At 64.2% G+C, this 18,341-nt stretch carries 14 protein-coding genes; 6 read left to right on the forward strand and 8 right to left on the reverse strand.

Annotated elements, in window-relative coordinates; all coding sequences use genetic code 11:
* The first annotated feature begins 259 nt into the window (after positions 1-259).
* From J2Z30_RS08050 to J2Z30_RS08060, 3 genes are read left to right on the forward strand one after another with little or no spacing between them, the layout of a single operon-like run.
* Positions 260-700, forward strand: coding sequence for a hypothetical protein (locus J2Z30_RS08050; protein ID WP_308279835.1), 441 nt, complete (start codon positions 260-262; stop codon positions 698-700).
* Between the two features lie 12 nt (positions 701-712).
* Entirely contained in the window at positions 713-3,007 is a 2,295-nt protein-coding gene (locus J2Z30_RS08055; protein WP_044569449.1) for a DUF6571 family protein, read from the forward strand.
* Positions 3,008-3,013: 6 nt separating this feature from the next.
* A complete protein-coding gene (locus tag J2Z30_RS08060) occupies positions 3,014-3,712 on the forward strand; it encodes a hypothetical protein (protein ID WP_209468610.1) in 699 nt (232 codons plus the stop codon).
* Positions 3,713-3,862: 150 nt separating this feature from the next.
* On the opposite strand, the gene eccD is transcribed toward J2Z30_RS08060, so the two are convergent.
* Positions 3,863-5,320: a type VII secretion integral membrane protein EccD gene (gene eccD / locus J2Z30_RS08065; RefSeq protein ID WP_044569453.1), complete on the reverse strand. Its 1,458-nt coding sequence runs from the start codon at positions 5,318-5,320 to the stop codon at positions 3,863-3,865.
* A 174-nt stretch (positions 5,321-5,494) separates the two neighbouring features.
* On the opposite strand from eccD, the gene J2Z30_RS08070 reads away from it, so the two are divergent.
* Together J2Z30_RS08070 and J2Z30_RS08075 are read left to right on the forward strand one after the other, a co-directional pair.
* Positions 5,495-9,445, forward strand: a complete 3,951-nt coding sequence (locus J2Z30_RS08070) for a type VII secretion protein EccC (RefSeq protein WP_044569456.1) — start codon at positions 5,495-5,497, stop codon at positions 9,443-9,445.
* Between the two features lie 119 nt (positions 9,446-9,564).
* Positions 9,565-10,032, forward strand: coding sequence for a hypothetical protein (locus J2Z30_RS08075; RefSeq protein WP_044569459.1), 468 nt, complete (start codon positions 9,565-9,567; stop codon positions 10,030-10,032).
* Positions 10,033-10,787: 755 nt separating this feature from the next.
* Here the strand turns inward: J2Z30_RS08075 and J2Z30_RS08080 are convergent.
* From J2Z30_RS08080 to J2Z30_RS08090, 3 genes are all read right to left on the reverse strand, one after another.
* On the reverse strand, positions 10,788-11,099 hold the full coding sequence (locus J2Z30_RS08080; protein ID WP_044569463.1) for a WXG100 family type VII secretion target: 312 nt from the start codon (positions 11,097-11,099) through the stop codon (positions 10,788-10,790).
* Between the two features lie 78 nt (positions 11,100-11,177).
* Positions 11,178-11,552, reverse strand: coding sequence for a WXG100 family type VII secretion target (locus J2Z30_RS08085; RefSeq protein WP_052701333.1), 375 nt, complete (start codon positions 11,550-11,552; stop codon positions 11,178-11,180).
* Between the two features lie 125 nt (positions 11,553-11,677).
* Positions 11,678-12,922 carry a S8 family serine peptidase gene (locus J2Z30_RS08090; protein ID WP_078956601.1) on the reverse strand — a complete coding sequence of 415 codons (1,245 nt, stop codon included), beginning with the start codon at positions 12,920-12,922 and terminating at the stop codon, positions 11,678-11,680.
* 1,178 nt (positions 12,923-14,100) lie between these two features.
* On the opposite strand from J2Z30_RS08090, the gene J2Z30_RS08095 reads away from it, so the two are divergent.
* Positions 14,101-14,586 carry a hypothetical protein gene (locus J2Z30_RS08095; protein ID WP_209468611.1) on the forward strand — a complete coding sequence of 162 codons (486 nt, stop codon included), beginning with the start codon at positions 14,101-14,103 and terminating at the stop codon, positions 14,584-14,586.
* On the opposite strand, the gene J2Z30_RS08100 is transcribed toward J2Z30_RS08095, so the two are convergent.
* The 4 genes from J2Z30_RS08100 to J2Z30_RS08115 form a co-directional block, all read right to left on the reverse strand.
* Positions 14,550-15,011, reverse strand: a complete 462-nt coding sequence (locus J2Z30_RS08100; protein WP_052701335.1) for a DUF2563 family protein — start codon at positions 15,009-15,011, stop codon at positions 14,550-14,552. The two genes, J2Z30_RS08095 and J2Z30_RS08100, sit on opposite strands and share 37 nt — an antisense overlap.
* 380 nt (positions 15,012-15,391) lie before the next feature.
* Positions 15,392-15,877, reverse strand: coding sequence for a hypothetical protein (locus J2Z30_RS08105; RefSeq protein ID WP_044569467.1), 486 nt, complete (start codon positions 15,875-15,877; stop codon positions 15,392-15,394).
* 88 nt (positions 15,878-15,965) lie between these two features.
* Complete coding sequence (locus J2Z30_RS08110; protein WP_044569469.1) at positions 15,966-17,831, reverse strand: alpha/beta hydrolase; 1,866 nt, start codon at positions 17,829-17,831, stop codon at positions 15,966-15,968.
* A gap of 9 nt (positions 17,832-17,840) precedes the next feature.
* Entirely contained in the window at positions 17,841-18,305 is a 465-nt protein-coding gene (locus J2Z30_RS08115; RefSeq protein WP_044569471.1) for a hypothetical protein, read from the reverse strand.
* Between the last annotated feature and the right edge of the window lie 36 nt (positions 18,306-18,341).

Raw genomic sequence — 18,341 nt, forward strand, 5'->3', positions numbered from 1 at the left:
AACCGACGAACCCGACCTGCCCACCGAACTCACTGCATAGCCTCAACAACGGATCACCGAGTGGCCGTCGATACACCACTCCAGCGGACGTGACCCCGCAGGGCCCGGAAAGGCCCACTACCAAACGGTCATGGGTACCCGCAATTCAGACCACGAGAACGGCACACAGAAGGGCTGCAAACAGACACAACCCCTTGCTAGCTTATCTCTTTACACCAATCACCGGACTCGCTGGTGGTGTTCAGCCACGGGGGGAAATGTGTCATTCGAGGATGAATGGGCCCAGATCAAGTCCGAGGCCGCACAGCGACAGGAAACGCACATGCGCCTCAATCAGGTCGACGGTCCAGGTGGTACCGCCCCGAGTCCTGCGGCCCAGAAGGGAGACCTGAGCGTCAAGGCGAAGGACTTGGCCGCGATCGGCGACGCGGCATTCAAGCTCTACCAGCGGCTCGACAAGGACGGCGATCACGCCCAGACCACCAGCGCCACAGCGGCCAAAGACCTCAAGGACGACTTCGACATCGGCGGAGCACTGAGCGAAGTCGTCGAAACCTGGCGCACTCAGGTCAACTCGCTACTTGCCGCCTGCGCTCACATCTCCAATCACCTGGATTACACCAAGAAGGCGCATGCAGGCGACGAACATTACATCGCCGCCTCGTTCAGCTACGAAACCCTCGACGAGAACTTCCGCTAGGAGCACAGAGCCATGAAGTTTGAAGCCCTTCTCCACGGAAATTTTTCGTCCCTCGGCAAAGCGGTGACCGACTGGACCGAAATGATCGACAAGCTCGAGTCGCTCAAGTGGGATGCCGAAGAGGTACTGCAAGGACGTGCAAAAAAGGCCGACTGGGCGGGCGAGAATGCCACCGTGACACGCGAGTTCGTCACCAAAACCGCCAAAGAGTTCGGTGACGCCTACAATCAGGCGGTCACCATTCGCAACATCCTCCAGGACACCCGAAGCGAACTCATCAGCTACCGGGACGAACTCAAGAGGACGATCAGCACCGCTCAAAAGGAGAAGAACCTCACGGTGGTGCCCAGCGGAAAAGGCTGGACGATCCAGATGAACATCCATCCCGATCGAGCCGGAAAGGGGGTTGATCTACCCGAACACAACCAGGCCGACATGGAGGATCTGTCAGGCGACATCAAGCGGATCGTCAAGAACGCCACGGAGTCCGACACATCGGCGGCGCAGGTACTCCGTATGCTCACCACACAGACCCCCTACGGATTCTCTGAGGCGTACTATCAGGACCGTGACCACGCCGCGAAGGCCATCGCCGACGCCGACAAGATCGTCAAATTGGCGAAGAAGGATCCCAGCGACCTCACCAACACTCAACTCGTGCAGATCAACACGGCGCTGGACAACTACAAGGATGACCCACTGTTCGCTGAGCGCTTTGCGACAGGACTGGGGCCCAAAAAAACCCTGGAATTCTGGGCCGGTGTCGCCGATCCTTACCAGGGGAGCTACGATCCCGGTCGCGGCGATATCGCCAAGAAACTCCAGAAAAGCCTGGGCACCACCATCGGCACTGCCACACTGTCCGATAGCAGCGGTATGCAGGTATGGGAAAGCAAAATGGTCGAGCTCGGCCCGCAGCGGCTGGAGATCGACCACGCCGGAAATCCGCAGGGTTTCCAGGTCATGAGTAATCTGATGCGGTTCGGCGAGTACGACAAGACGTTCCTCACCAACTACGGGAACGATCTCATCGCGTACGACAAGAAGCACAACTCCAAGGACCTCCCCTACTGGACGAGCAATGCGGACACCGCCGATCTAAACTTCTATGGAAAGAGCGACCGCGGCCGCGACCCGATGAATGGCTTCCTCGAGGCCCTGGGCCATAACCCGGAGGCATCGACCGATTTCTTCGCCGCGCCCCCGGGAGAGAACGACACCGTGGACAGGGACTCCGAGGTCAATGAGAACCTGAAGTACCTCACCAAGGAGCGGGTCTGGCGCTCCGACGCCCCCATGGGTGATCCTGACAAGATCGTGGGCTACGACAAGCTCGGTCACGCTCTCGAATCAGCCACCACCGGCTACGCGTACGACGCGCCGGAACTCAACGGAAAACACCCGATGGTGCCCGGGTCCGCTGATCGGAGGACCGCGGAGACCGCTGGCGTCATGGAACAGGTCGCCTACATTTACGGCGGCGAGGACGGGCCCAAGCTCATCCACGAGCAGGAGAGCATCTCCGACAGTCTCGGCAGGATGGGCGCCGCCTACATCGACGACATCAACAACTCCGTCTCCGGCATCAGCGACAACGCCGGCCACGACCCGAGTGAGTTCCCCGCGAAGTACCAAGGCCGGGCCGAATTCGGCAATCAGGGGGCCATCGACTTCCTCAGCGTTCTGGGTCAGGACGAGAAGTCCCACGGCATCGTCACCACTGCGGAGCACGTCTACTCTCTCAGCGTCCTCGACGACAGTCCCGCCAACAGCGATGCGCACTACCAGCGCGGCAAGGACGCTCTGCTGACGGACGCTGAAGTCCGAGGGATCCTGGACCACTCACGTGTGCAACAGGCCGAGACCACGTACGGTGCGAATTCGGAGGAGGCCAACAAGTCCATCGCCAAGTCCGGAGAGTGGGGGAAGTACCTCATCGGGACCGGTGTCGCCGCGGGCGTCGCGATGGTCCCCGTCCCCGGCTCCACCGGTGCGGCCATCGCCCTCGCCCCCGTGGCCACCGAGGCCGCTGGTGAGATGCTGAACACGTTCCTCGGCCAAAAGGTCGACGAAGCGGTGGACGATGCGAACAGTGACCCCGTAGAAAAGACCCAGGACGCGAGAAGGAAGTTTTTCGCGGCAGGCGCCGACGACATGGGCAAGGCATACGACCAGTACTTCAAAGACTCTCGATTCGCGGACAAGGCCGATGACGACGACTTGGACCGCGATCTCAAGGATATGTACTACGGGACCGGGCCGAACGAGGACAAATACCGCGGGCGACCTCCCTACAAGAAGGACTGACCACCAGTGCACGCTTCTCTGAAGTCCTCACAAGAACCTCGGCTCAAGCCACTGGCGCGCGGGACGCTTCTCATCGCTTCGGTCTCCCTCCTCGTACTCACCAGTGCGTGCTCAAACTCGGACGGCGGCCGGGAAAAGGCAAACGAAGAGAAACCGAAGGGGCCGTCGGCCACGAAAGTGTGCGACGCGTCGATCACTGGACAAGCAGCGCAGGAGCTGCGCAAGCTCACCGGCGCGGACACCTTCGAACAGACCGACGAGGTCAAGCTCAAGAGTGTTGCCCAGAAGCTCACGTCATCGTCGAGCACCGTTCGAAGCGCCTGTGAGATCTACCTTCCCGACGCGAGTAGCCCAGCCGTACAGATCGACTTCTCCCGGCGCACCGAGCATCCAACACGTAGCAGCTTCGAGTCGAGCAACGCGGATGAGTGGATCGTCTTCCCCATTGGGCGACACGCCCGCGCATCGGGCAGCGGGGCGGACATCTACTTCTCGTGCCCGGCCAAGAACAAGGGTGTTCCGGACCTGATCCGCGGAGATCTGCGCAGTTCGAATTCCGCACTTTCCGAGAAGGACACCGACTTCGCAAGGATATCGATTCTGAATTCCGTGTCGCGGAACCTCGCCGATGCCCTGGGCTGCTCGGAGGAGTCGCAACTGCCGGAGAAAATGCCGGTCTCGTCGGAGCATTGGACGAAAAATTGAGGACGCTTCCAGGAAGCTGTCCTCCGTGTGGCTGAAAACGGACGCTCGGGACCCCAACGGACTCAGCAGTGCTGATGCCCGTTCAGGTGTCCCCGCCAGGGTGGCGCCCCGCGCGCCGCCCCATCGCACCGACAGACGCGCGGTGGCCCCTCAGCCACTGGTCAGGCTCCGTGCCGAGCTGTAGACGTCCAGCACGGCGAGACACAGGGGCACCAGTGCGAGCAGGAAGGCGCTCTCGGCCAGGTCGGACAGACGTCCCCAGAAGGGCGACAGGCCGTTCTTCGGAATGATCAGGGCGACAGCGATGATCAACCCGGCGCCCACGGTCACGGCAGCGGCGAGGCAGATCGTACGAATGTCCAGCGGTCCGCGGTCGTTCTCGGTCAGGAGCTTGAGGACCGCATCGGCCGGCGGATTCAGCGACAGCCCCAGGACGAGCAGAGCAAGGGCGAGCAGCCCCGCACCGAGGACGGCGGCGACCTGGGCGGTGTAGCGGAAGAGGCGGGCGCGCAGCAGCATCGCCAGACCGGCCGCGAGCGCGAGGAGCTGCGCCCACGCACCATCGGAGAAGCCCAGGACCGCGGCGGCACCGACGACGACGGCCGAGCAGCCACCGACCATGCCCAGCAGCATCTCGTGGCCGCGACGGGTCTGGGCGGCGATGCGGTGGATGTCGAGGGGCTCGGCGTCCGGACCGGCGTCGAGCTCATCGGCCGAGGGGTGTGGTGCGTCGTAACCGATGGGCAGGCGGGCGACTCGAGCCGACAGACCCGGCAGGAAGGCGATCACTCCGATCGCGACGACGGCACACACCGCGGCCGTCTCGGTGGCCCCGGTATCGGTGACGATCTCGCAGAAGGTGGCGAGGGTCCCGACGCTCGCCGCGAACACGGCGGCGACGAATGGAGCGTCGCCGCTGGGCATGACGACGACCAGGACGGCCGAGCCAACGAGCACGGTGACGCAGCCGAGCAGGAACTGGAGCCGTCCGACGCCCTCCCCCGCGTCCAGGGCCAGGATCCCCGATCCAGCGATCATGAGATGGGGAAGGGCGGACATGCCGAGGGCTATGGCGGAGGCTCGGTCCTCGTACACCCGTGCTCGCACCCCGGCGAGGGAAGTCAGCAACACGCCGACGGCGGCGGCGATGACACCCGGGAGGCCGTGCATGTCGTGCTTGACCGGATCGGCGAACCAAAGCACGAAGCCCATGAGGATGAGCAGCAGCGCCCCTCCGACGAGCCCGGCGGCACGAAGGAACCGGTCGTTCCACAGCGTGCGGTCGCGCGTGACCGCGGAGGCGATCGCATCGGACACATCGTCGTAGACGGCGGGGGGCAGCGACTCGGCGAAGGGCCGCAGGGAAAGCAGTTCCCCGTCCAGAACCTGCTGGGCCAGGAGAGAGCGGCCGCTGTCCAGGACCGTGCCGTCGCGTCGCACCAGGTGATATCCGGTAGGAGCGCCGGTCGGCTGTGTCTGCCCCGTCAGACGCAGAATCTCCGGGTAAACATCGGCGACAGGGATGTCCTCCGGAAGGGCGACATCGATCCGGCTGTCGGGCGCGATGACGGTCACCCTGCAGAAACCGGTTGTTGTGGACGTACTCACGTGTAAGGCCCCCTGGTTCGATCTGCGACATCGCCTGTGTCATGCGCGCGGCGGCCACCCTACCGGGGCTCAGGAGCCGATACGCCGATAGGATCGCTGACTCGCGGAGGTAGGCCGTCGCCACGGGGGTGCCGGACGAGAACTGTCCCTCCGTACGGAGGGATGAGGGATCCGGTGAGCCAGGTCGTCGTCAAGCGCCAGCCACGGGCTCTGCCGCCCGAGGTGCCGACCGAGGAACTCCGCCTCGAGCCGCCCCCGGAACTGCCGCGCGGCCAGCAAGAAGGCATGCTGATGCAGCTGCTGCCGACGCTTGGCATGGGCTCCTCGATGGTCTACTTCTTCATGCCGGGCGCCGCCCCGATGATGAAGATCATGGGGGTGATGATGATGTTTTCCACGCTCGGCATGACCATCGCCATGATCACGCGGCATCGGCAGGGCTCTCAGGGCCAGCGGGCGGACATGCGCCGCGACTACCTCAAGTACCTCGCGCAGACGCGCCGAACCGTACGGCGCACCGCCCGTCGGCAGCGCGACGCCCAGTTCTATCTGCACCCCGCCCCGGAGCAGCTGTGGGCGATCGTCGCCGAAGGCAGCCGGGTGTGGGAACGGCGGCTGACCGACGACGACTTCGTGCAGGTGCGGCTCGGGCTGGGCACGCAGCAGCTCTCCAGTCCCCTGATCGCCCCCGAGACCGCCACCGTGGACGAGCTGGAGCCGCTGACGGCAGGCGCGATGCAGCGCTTCCTCGCCACCCAGGGGTCGCTGGACAACCTGCCCATGGCGGTGTCGCTGCGCGCCTTCTACCACATGACCGTGTCCGGGGCTCCGGAGCAGGTGCACGGGATCGCCAGGGCGCTGATCGCCCAACTGGCCACCCTGCACTCGCCGGAAGACCTCGTCATCGCGACGGTCGCCTCGCCCGGCGCGACGGAGCAATGGGAGTGGACGAAGTGGCTCCCCCACTCCCAGGTGCCGGGATCCTTCGACGGCGCCGGCTCTCGGCGGCTGTTCGGCGACTCCCTCGCCGAGGTGGAGGAGCTGCTGCGGGGGCGGCTGGAAGGCCGTACACGCTTCAGCAGGGAAGGGCAGCCGCTGATCGACCAGCCGCATCTGGTACTCGTGCTGGACGGAGCGATGGTGCCACCGGACTCGGCGTTCGCGGCGCCCGAGGGTCTGCAGGGCGTCACCGTCATCGAGGTCCTGGCGGGCGAACTCGACGAGCCGCGCGGCGGTCTGTCGATCGTCGTACGGCCGGGCAGGCTACAGCTGGAGTCGCAGGTCGCCGGGTACGACGGGACCCCCGACTCGCTGTCCGTGGAAGCGGCGGAGGCGCTCGCCCGGCAGCTCGCGCCGCTGCGCATGGGCGGCGACGACGACGATGAGCCACTGCTCGCCAACCTCGACTTCACCGAGCTGCTGGGGCTGGGCGACGCCGGTTCGGTGGACGTCTCCCGCACTTGGCGGCCCCGCTCGCTGGCCGAGCGGCTGCGGGTGCCGATCGGCGTCTCGGAGGACGGCTCCCCGGTCATGCTGGACCTCAAGGAGGCGGCGCAGGAGGGTATGGGCCCACACGGTCTGTGCGTCGGCGCGACGGGCTCGGGGAAGTCGGAACTGCTGCGGACACTGGTGCTGGGGCTGGCGGTCACGCATTCGTCCGAAACCCTCAACTTCGTCCTCGCGGACTTCAAGGGCGGCGCCACCTTCGCGGGCATGTCGGAGCTGCCTCATGTAGCCGCGGTCATCACCAACCTCGCCGATGACCTCACGCTGGTCGACCGCATGCGCGACTCGATCACCGGTGAGCTGCAGCGCCGCCAAGAGCTGCTGCGTTCGGCGGGTAATTACGCGAACATGCACGACTACGAGAAGGCACGGGCGGCCGGGGCCCCACTGGAGCCGCTGGCATCACTCGTTCTGGTGATCGACGAGTTCAGCGAGCTGTTGACGGCGAAGCCGGACTTCATCGAGATGTTCATCCAGATCGGCCGTATCGGCCGATCGCTGGGTGTGCATCTGCTGCTCGCCTCACAGCGACTGGAGGAGGGCCGCCTGCGTGGTCTGGAGACGTACCTCTCCTATCGCATCGGTCTGCGCACCTTCTCCGCCGCCGAGTCCCGTACGGCCCTGGGCGTGACGGACGCGTACCACCTTCCCTCCGTGCCCGGCTCCGGCTATCTGAAGTTCGGTACGGATGAGATGACCCGCTTCAAGGCGGCGTACGTCTCCGGCACGTACCGCACGGCCCCCGCGCAATTCGACAGCGCGTCCCTGCCCGTCGAGCGCCGGCCGGTCCTGTTCACGGCCGCCCCGGTCCCGGTGACGTACGCCGCCCTGGACCCGGAGCGGCTGACCGCCCCGGTTCGGCCCGAGGGCGACGCGCTGGCGGAGACGGTCCTCGACGTCATCGTGAGCCGTCTGGAGGGCCAAGGCCAGCCCGCCCACCAGGTCTGGCTGCCTCCCCTGGACGAGGCACCTTCCATGGACGAACTGCTGCCGCCGCTGGCCCCCACGCGGGAGCGGGGTCTGCAGTCGGCGGACTACGCCAGGCCGGGCGGTCTCGTCGTGCCCCTGGGCCTCATCGACAAGCCTTTCGAGCAGCGGCGCGACATCCTCTACCGCGACTTCTCCGGCGCCGCGGGCCACATGCTGGTGGTGGGCGGCCCGCGGTCCGGCAAGTCCACCTTGATGCGCACGCTGGTCACGGGCTTCGCCCTCACCCACACCCCCGCCGAGGTGCAGCTCTACGGACTCGACTTCGGTGGCGGAGGTATGAGCGCCATCGCGGACCTTCCGCATGTGGGCGGGGTCGCCTCCCGTCTGGACCCCGAGAAGGTTCGGCGGACCATCGCCGAGGTCTCCGGTGTTCTGGCCCGGCGGGAGGAGTACTTCCGCGCCAAGAACATCGACTCCATCGGCACCTACCGACGCCAGCGAGCGGCCGGACAACACGCCGACCAGGGCTGGGGCGATGTCTTTCTCATCATCGACGGCTGGGGCAACTTCAAGGCCGAGTACGACGTGCTGGAAGGTGTCGTCACCGACATCGCCGGCCGAGGACTCGGTTACGGCGTCCATGTCGTCATCACCGCCTCCCGCAACATGGAGGTCCGCGCATCGCTGAAGGACCAGCTGCTCAACCGGCTGGAGCTGCGCCTCGGTGACACAATGGACTCGGAGTTCGACCGCAAGGTCGCCGCGAACGTCCCGGTCGGTGTTCCCGGCCGCGGTCAACTCCCGGAAAAGCTCCACTTCATGGGCGCTCAGCCACGTATCGACAAGGGCCACGCCCCCGACACCATGACGGATGCGACGACCGAACTGGTCCGCGCGGTAAGCGCGGCCTGGTCCGGGCCGCCCGCCCCGCGCGTGCGGCTGCTCCCGCGCAAGCTCCGCGCGGACGAGCTTCCCAAGGGCTTCGAATACCCGCAGCACGGCATTGCGATCGGCATCGACGAGACAAATCTGGAACCGGTATTCGTCGATTTCGAGACCGATCCGTTCTTCGTCATCTTCGGTGAAAGTGAGTCGGGCAAGACATCGCTCATCCGCCTGATCGCCAAGCAGATCATCGAGCGATACGGCCCGGACGAAGCGAAGATCGTGGTCGGCGACTACCGCCGTTCCCTGCTCGGTGTCATCCCGGACAGCCATCTCCTCGAGTACGCTCCGATCGCGTCCGCCCTGGAGCTCCACGCCAATGCGTTGAACGGGCTGATGGAACGGCGCGCCCCCAAGCCGGACATCACCCCGCAGCAGCTCCGCGACCGCAGCTGGTGGACCGGCCCTCAGTTCTTCGTCATCATCGACGACTACGAACTGGTTTCCACCAGCAGCGGCAACCCGCTGGCAATCCTCACCGAGAGCCTGCCCTTCGCTCGCGACGTCGGCATGCGTTTCATCATCGCCCGCAATTCCGCGGGCGCCTCCCGTTCAATGTTCGAAACCTTCATGCAGCGCGTGAAGGAACTCGGCGCCCAGGGCATGGTGCTCTCCGGCGACCCCGGCGAGGGCGACGTCTTCGGCGGAGTCCGCCCCCGCCCCATGCCGCCCGGCCGCGGCTTCTTCGTCTCCCGTAAGCGCGGGGTACCGCTGACCCAGGTGGGGTGGCTGCCGGAGCAATAGAACGGCATGTGCGGGGCTGCGTTCCGCGCGCAGCCCCCGCTAGCTTGACGTCTCAAGTCAAGCTAGCAGGCTCGCTTTGCGGCCTGAGTCACGGGGGGAAGCATGTCGTTCGAGGATGAATGGGTGGAGATCGGGGCCGAAGCCGCAAAGCAGCAGGAATCCCATATGCGGCTCAATCAGCTCGACGACGCAGCCTGCTGCGGTACGGCGAGTACGACAAGGACTTCCTCGTCGACTACGGCAAGGGCTATCCCGATCCGCACAGCAAGGACGGCCGCACAAGCGGCCTGTTCGAGTTCGACCGCAAGCACAAGGACGACCTGAAGGATCTCTACTGGCCCGACGGATACGAGACGTACGTCAACTTCGGTGAGGACAATGACCACGGAGTCGATCCCATGGCGGGCTACTTGGAGTCGCTTGGGCATAATCCCAAAGCGGCCCAGACAATTTTTCACCGCGACCGCTTTGAACAGGATGATAAGGCCCCGCCGAGCGACGATCTCATGTATCTCCTCAAAGAGCGCAAGTGGCTGAACGGGAACTTCGATGTGGGGGACGCCCAGCTGACTGGGAGCGGCAGTTAATGGAGTCGACAGGAGAGATCGTGCTACGCAATCTTCGTCTGACTCTTGGGCGGCTGGCGGCCCTCGCCTGCACATCCGTCATCGCCGTCACAGGCTGTGGCGGTGGCGACGACGAATCCGGGTCGCCGAAGCCGACCGCGGCGAAGCCGACCGCCGGCGCCGGGCTCGTTCCTGTCGCCCAAGCCTGCAGTGGCCTGTTCGACGATGCCATCGCGAGGGAGGCGCGGGAGCCGACGGCCCCAGCAAGGTCTATCCGGTCAAAACCAAGAGCACCGACCAAGTCGCGAAGGCATTGCACGAGGAGCCGGCCGGGAGAAGCACGCGCGAGAACCTCTGCACCTTGACGGACAAGGCCGACGGTAAGGAACTGCTCGCCATCACCGTGGCGTGGACTCCTCACTCACCTCCGTCGGGCCGGTCGGTGCACTACACGACCACTGTCGGTCCGGAGGACGCCAGCAGGCTTCTCGTTGCGTGTGACGTCGGCAGCGGCGGTGCGAAGGGATCGGGAGGGGGTCTCTCCCTGGAGTTCGCCATGCGCGACTACTCCACCGTCAGCGACCACTCGCACGCCAAGCTGCTCATCGCCTCGGCGAAACAGATGACGTCGGATTTGGACTGCCGGGAATACCCCTATTCCCCGTCCCGTTTGGTTGGGCCCCCCCCGCCCACGGGGGGGCGGGGGTAGACGGTCACCTGGGGGGGGGCAACCCGGTTCCGGGGTGCCCCACCCCCATGTTCTTGCGACCGCACCCTCAGATGGTGATGTCCTGGAACAGCTGGGCCGACTTCTTGTCGGTCGCGTGGTAGTCCATGCTGCCGGTCCTGACCTTCGTCGCCACCTCTTTGAGCGTGCTCTCGATGTGGTTGGCGCGCGTCTTGAACTGCCTCTCGGCGGCCAGCATCATCTGGTGAGCCTCACCCTCCCAACCGTCGGTCACGGCCTTGACCGAAGCGATGATGGCCTCGATCTGCTGGCTCACGACCCTGGCGCCCCGCTCGAGGTCACCAGCGGTGTCCTCGAGCGAGTTGTATGTGACCTTGATGTCCATCCCGTCACCGGACACTTATGCTCCACCCCTCGTGGTGTCTTGATGGTTGTCGATCATTTCTGTCCCAGGGGCTTTGATGTCACCCCTAAGCGACTAGAACTGGTCGACCTTGCTGTGGGCCAGGCCATCCGCACCACTGCCGAGGTGCCCGCCGGCCGCGCTGCCATTGACGTCAACGCTACGGAGCTGGGATGCGATCTCACTGTCGTTGGCACCACTGGAACGGTGCGTGAGCTGCACCGCCTCGTGGATGTTGACGATCAGCTGACGCAGAGCCTCGTGGTCCTCGTTGAGGCTCATCTGCGCCCTCCTGAACGCGCTTCCGCCCTGACCGGTCCACGCCGCCTCCACCGTGTCGATGGCATTGATCAGCGTGCGCAGGTTCTGCGAGAGGTCCTCGCTGACGCGGCCGAGGTCGCCCTCGAACTTCCTGAAATGTGCGTCGCTAATCCGCTGCGAGCCCGACATCTTTCCACCTTCCCCCATGATGTGTTGGTGAGCCGAGCTGGGGATTCTTCGTCAGCTCACCACTCTGTGGAGTTTCCTACCTGACATGGCAGGAAGCGTCTAGCTGTAGTTGGTATTGGTGCTGCTTACGGCCTGGCCATCGTTCCACCACGACGTCGTACGACGGTGAAGGCGACCGCGGCCCCGGCGACCACGACAACGCCCACACCCAAGCCGACCCAGAGCGTCGTATTACCGCCGTCGTCGTTCGCCTTGGCCTCCGCCGCGGGCTTCTTAGCGGCTTGCTCATCCGATGCGGGGGGCTGTGCGGCATCCCCTGCCGACTTAGACGCCGACTCGGAAGGCTTTGGTTTCGTCGCTCCCTCACGAGCGAGCAACGGATTGGTGTTGGCCGGCCCCGGGTCCCCTTCGCCATCGAGAAGCACCTTGCGAGGACGGACCGAGCCATACCCGAGGTAACTGCTCGGGATGTCACCCGTCTTGGGCTTCGCGGCGGTCTGCATCATGACGCGGAGGACCTGGTTGTTGGTCCACTTGGGGTGCTTGGACCAGATCAGGGCGGCGGAGGCGGAGGTGATGGCGGTGGCTTGGCTGGTGCCACGAGACGTGCAGACACTGTTCCCGCAGCGTATGGGGATTTCATCCCCGATTGCCACCAGCCCTACCTGATCGCCCGAGTTCGACCACTTCGTTGCCTTGCCTTCACGGTCGATCGCACCGATGCCCACGACACCTGGAAATCCAGCAGGATAGGCCACTTCATTGGCCTTGTCGCCGACATTTCCTACAGAAGCAAAAATCAGGCTACCCTTTTTGATGGCATATTTGACAGCTGAGAGCGTCCGCGGGAGCTGATTGCTTACGGCGTCTGACCCTTGCGAGACATTGATGACTTGTGCCCCATGGTCCGCCGCGTACCGAATGGCCCTGCCCACGTTGCCGTCCGCAGAGTCGACCCTCGCGTCCAGCACATCCTTTACAGGAAGGATCTTGGCCTCAGGAGCCAGTCCTTGAATGCCACCACCAGCTCCCGTGCCAGCGATCAGAGCAGCGATGTTTGTTCCGTGACCATCCGTGTCTTTATGTGCGCCCGTCGGGTTATGCGACATGTCCGCACCTTCGAGCACTTGCCCCTGCAACTCGGGCAACGATGCCTTAACGCCCGTGTCGACAACGGCTACGGTGACCCCCTTGCCCTTACTCACCTTCCACATGTCGTCGGCTTGCATGTCCTTCAGGTACCACTGTTGAGAGCTGATGTCTTGTGCAGCTGCCGCGGGCGCGAGACCACCCGCCGCCATGAGGCCGACTCCGAGTGTCGCCAGAGCCGTCAGGGAGCGCCGCCGCGCCCCATACTTCTGAAATGGCATAGGTGAGTGCTCTCCTCGGCATTGCACAGGGATCTGTCGATCTACTCGATGACCGGCGGGACCGTGTCACGCCGCCCACCCGACCAGCTCTCTTCGTCTTCCTGAAGGTAATCGGGCCTGGAGTCGGAGGGTTCCGAGCCGTTCGGGGCTGCCCAGCCAGACCGCGGCTTGGGCTCAAGCTCCTCCTGGCTACCCCGCACAAGCCCGGATCCCCCTGGGGTGAAATCGGACTGCGTTCCGCGTCCAGAACGCGTACCGCTGACGGGACCTCCCGACTCCGATGCGAGCCGCCGACCCTGCTCACCGCCCCTCCCGGGCGCGTGCGCACCCTCATCCGCGGGCACACCACCCGTGCCCAGGGGACCACGCCTGGGAGGGATGCCGTGTTCGTCTCCGACGACCGTGCCCTTCGGCAGACGCTGCCCATTCGCGTTGTTCGGTCCTCGCGGACTGTCCACGGTGCCACCCGGCTCTGAGGCGAGCCGTCGGCCCGGCCCGCCATTCGTAGGCGAAGGCGTGCCTTTGAATCCGTGAGCAGCGGGCCCCATCGGCCCACGCCTCATGAGCCCTTGCTCTTCTCCGATAACCCTGCCTCGGGGAATCCGCGGAGTGTTGGTTTGCCCCGGCGGGCGAGCCTGTTGCCCGCCGTGAATACCGTCCGGCAACCCGGTTCGAGGAAGGCTCGTCGGGCGAGGCTGCTTTGCCGCGCCTTGGTAGGGAGGGAGGGGCTCTCGTACAGGATTGCCCCCACCCCGCATAGGCGGCGGGCCGCTTGGTAGGAATGGCCTGGGTCCGTTTGGCACCACAGGGTTTACGTACTGCTCGGACGCACCCTGCGGTGGCGAAGTAGGAGGCCTGCTTGGGTCGATGACGTCAGGCGAGGGTAGCGTGTTCGTGGAGTCAATGTTGGTCCTGGCATCTGGCACAACATCCGGCAGCCCCTCCACTCCCAAGTTGCCGTGCCCTGTAGAGGCCACTCCTGGGTGCTGGACAAGGCCTGTTCCATCAACGGAATCAGAACGAGCTGCGAACGGCGCAGCGGAAGCTGTGCTTTCCTCACCTGCGCTTCCGTTCCCAGACGGCGATGCACCCGAGGGACCGGGATCGCCTTGGAAGTAGTTCCCGAACTCAGGCGGCAGTGGCGGAAAGTTCGGCTCATCGAGATCCCTGATCTCCGTATGAGCCGTCTCGTAATACGAGTCCAGCTTGTCCATCTGCTGGAGCGCTTCCAAGTGGTGCTTGTCCGCGACCGTCTTTTCCGCATCATTCTTGTGCTTCTTGTCATCGGCCACCGTCGGGGCCGGCATCGCCGCCTTGACCTCGGTCAGGCCCTGGCCCGCCGTAGACATGTGGACGCCGACGAGCAAGGTGTAGTCGGCCATCTTGTGGGTCTGCTTGGCCACCTCGCGACCCCAGTCACGGAATGCGTCGGCGCCCTCGCCCTCCCAGTGCACCCGCTCGGCGTGGGCCTTGAGTTCGTCCGCGATGGCGTTGATGTCGTCGAAGGCAGCCATAAGAGCGGCCCCGACGTCGGTCAGCTGACCCGGCTGCGCGGTCGCGACCATGTTGTAGAGCTCGTCGTGCGACCGTTTCTCGAACTTTCCTCCGGCCATCTACCTTCTCCCCCTCACAGCGCGTCGCCCCCGACCTCTTTGCTGCCGTGATTCTCGCTCTGACCAGCGTGCTTCTCGGTGGGCTCGCGGTAGAACTTCCGCGTGCGTGCCTGGATCTCCCGCATTCGACGAGCCTGTTCGGCGTCCATGCCGTCGTAGCCACGCTCGGCGAGAATCGCCATGAGGCCCATGGCCTCGATCTGGTCGCCGAAGGACTTGGACAAGGTCTCCAGTCGCGCGTGGACCTTCTCGTAGAGGTTGGCCAGGTCGTCAGCGGAGGTGAACCCGGTGCCCGAGCCGTACGCGTCCCTGGTGATGGACTGTTGCGAGATCGTCTTGCGCGATGCCGGGGACTTATCAAGGTCGGTCAGGACCTTGTCCAGGCGCTTCTTGAACTTGGCAAGCGTCTCGGCTTCCTTGACCAGCTTCTTGCCGAACGGTGTCTGTGGCTCAGACCCCGGCTCTATGGGCCTCACGCTGTCCCTCCCCGTATGACACCAACGATGTCCTAAGCCACTCTATCCATCAGCGTTGGGCACCCCAACTGCCGCGTAGCCGCGGGACGTCGACGGTTCAGTAACGGTCTCCTCCCCCAAACGACGCATACGAGGCACGCATCGCATCTGATGACATTAACGACTTCACCACAGGCGCACATGAGTACGCATACCCATTTCGCGGGACGACAGCGCCGGCGTCCGCCTCGCTCCCAAAACGAGACGCACTGCTCGGAGCCGGGCGTGGGGCCCGGCGCGGCGGATCCTTGCCCTCGCTTGCCGCCAGGCGGTGCGGCACGGTATGGCTGTGCAGGACGGGAGGTGGACCGGATCGGGCCCTCTGCCTCAAGACGGATCGATCAGTACTCGTCCACGGTCTGACCGTCGGGGACCTGGAAGCAGGCCGAGGTCAGAAGGACGTAGATCAAAGACTTGGGCGCCTTAGACCCGGTCTTGTCACTCTCGTCGTAGAGATGGATGCTGACCGAGAACTGCTTCTTCGTCGAATCGGCGATGAGCTCAGGGCTTTTACTCGGACTCTTATCCGGCCCGTATTTGACAACCTTCCAGCCCTTCTGCGGGAGGTCCTCCCTGAGCCTCGCCATTGCCTGCTTCATGTCCTTGACCGGCACGTCCCACAGAGACCACGCATGGTTGATCTTGTAGAACTTTTCCTCATCCTTGCCAGCACAGCGGGCAACCGACGGCCCCGGCTTGCTCGTCTTCCCGCGCAGGTTAATCACATCGAAGATCTCACTGGACAGACCAGTCGCTTCTTCTTCCACGTCAGCGACCTTGCGCGTCTTCGGCGTGTAGCCCAGCTCGCTCTTCTTCTTGTCACTCATTCCCGAGCACCCCACCAATGCAAATACCGCAGCCAGAGACATGACGATACCGAGGGGCGAAAGGATGTCGATTCGGTTTCGCACGGAGCTAGTCACTGATTTGCGCCTTGTCATGTCGCCCTACCACCACGTTGGCCTGGTTGAGTAGACTTTGCGAGCTGTCTTCGTGATCCAAGTCGTAATCCCAGTAGCCACTGTGCCCTTCAGTGTCGGTCGTCATCTGATGCGCCCCGAATTCGGCATCAGCGGGAATGATGGGCATGTCCGCGTCGTGCCAGAAGCGACCGCTCTTGTCACCACCGTGGAATGCACGACCGAGTTCAGGCACTGGATCTCCATCAGCGTACTCGTTCCAGACATGCCCCTTGGGTACATCCAGATCCTCTGCACTGCCGACTTGGACACCCGGGCTTCCCGCGAAGATGATGTCGTCCGCGTTAAGGTCGCCCTGACGTGCTGCGGAACCGATGAGGGTGGATCCGTAGGAGTGGCCGATCGCCGTGACATGACTATCCGTCCCCGACTCATTCGACGCATTCAGGCCATCGACGAATTGGTTGAACGCGGGTGCACCAGTATTCGCGTATCCGGGGCGGGTGGCGTCAGTGACAATGTTTTGTGGCGCGTCGTAGCCGAGCCAGGTGATGGTCGAGACCTTTTGTCCTGGCGCCAGGGGTTCGGACGCATGCCACAAGTTGGTCATGCGGTTGATGTCCCCGTGAATTTTACTGAGATTCGAGGTTGTGCCAGGGACATAGACGGCCGTGTGATCGGCCGTGTCCGGATTGCCGTTGGCGACAATCGCACGCCCTCGGCCTTCAGGACTGAACCCGAGAAGGTATGCCTCCGGCAATCCCTTTCGACCGGTCTGATCAAATCGATCCTGAATGGCGTTCATACCCTTCACGGCGCCTTCCAGTCGTTTCTTCTCGCCCTCGTACTTATGGTGCCAGTCGAGCCATTCCTGGGTGTAGGCGGTGGCGTTGGGGCCGAGATCCCTGAATTTCGTGGGTTCCTTTGGTATCGCGTCAAGCCGAATCTGGTAGTCGGCCCGCTTTTCCGCCAAGTCGATACGGTTCGCCTCGTCTCGGACATCCGCAGGAATACCATCCAGTTTGCCGAGGCCAGCCGGGTACATGGCGGCATAGTCTGCCTTCTCCTGACCGGAAAGACCCTTCCACCATTTCGCATTATCCTTCGGACTACCGTCCTTGGGCGGATTCTTGATATCGTCGAGGTAGTCTTTCGCTCCGCTTCGGACACCACTCGTGTCACTCTGGGCATCGGTCCAGTCGTAACGGGAAACGCGCAGATCGTCGTCGGCCTTCAGCTTGCGTAGCTTGGGGGCCCACTTCTCGTCCGTCTGCGTGGCGTCATGGACGGCTTGGGCGATGCGGTTGGCGACGGCCACCGCGCGGCCGAAGTTGGGATTGGGGTGGATGTTCGCCGCCTGACGCTCCAGTGCGTCGGCGGCGTCATTCGCATCGCCGGTCGGGTCGATCGGCTGGTTCGTGGGCTTGCCCTTGGCGCTGCCCGTGACCGTGCCACCCTCCGGCACTTTGCCGTCGACCTCGTCGCCGCCCGCCGGGTAGCTCACCGAGCCATCAGCGCCCACCGTGAACTTCTCTGCCTCGGCATCCTCCACAGCAGCATCGAGCTTGTCCTTGGCTGCTCGCAGTTCGTAGGCCAGAGAGTTAAGCGCAGTGGCGATGAGAGCACATTCGACCTGGGTGTAGTGGAAGTTCGTCGCCAGCTTCCGGAGCTGCGCCACGGCGGCCTCAGCTGCCTCACCTTCGAGAACGGCTTGGCCATCGACCGTTTGCCGCATGCCTGCGATGATCTGATTTTCGACGTCATCCTTGGCCTGGCTGGCCATGTCACCGACCGTCTTATAGCCGCCCGCGGCATCTTCAAATTCCGACGGCTTCAAGGATTTGAGAGTCGCGTAATCCACTGGTCCGCGTCACCGACCCCGACTCTCGCCGCCGACGGGCTTCGTGTCCTTGTAGAGGACGTCCAGCCCATCGAACGCGCACTTGGTGGCCTCGTCGTTCTTGTATTGACTATCTCCGGCCCTCTCAAGCCGACCCTGAATCGCCCCGCACTTCCCGCTCACGCCCTTCAGATAACGCTTCCAAGAGCTGCAGAGCTCCCGCTGAGCCGCCGCGCTCTCGATGCCGCCGCCGCTCTTACTACCCGCGCCCAGGCCGGTCTGCTCCTCCTCCAGCTTCGTCAGCGCGATCTTGATGTCCCCCCGGAGCTTGCCGACACTCCGACCGGCTGTGGTCCAGGCCTTCTTGCTGGACTTCACCCCGTCTGATCCGCCTCGCGCCCATCCCGGCTTGTCGTCGGCGCTCGCGAGGCTCATCCCGGTGTCACCGGATGCCTCACGCTTCATCTGCGCCCATTCCGTCTCGAACGTAGACATACGCTCCCCGCCCCCCCTGGTTCACACGACTCACAG

Origin of the sequence: Streptomyces iranensis (assembly GCF_017874715.1) — a bacterium.
GTDB lineage: Bacteria > Actinomycetota > Actinomycetes > Streptomycetales > Streptomycetaceae > Streptomyces > Streptomyces iranensis.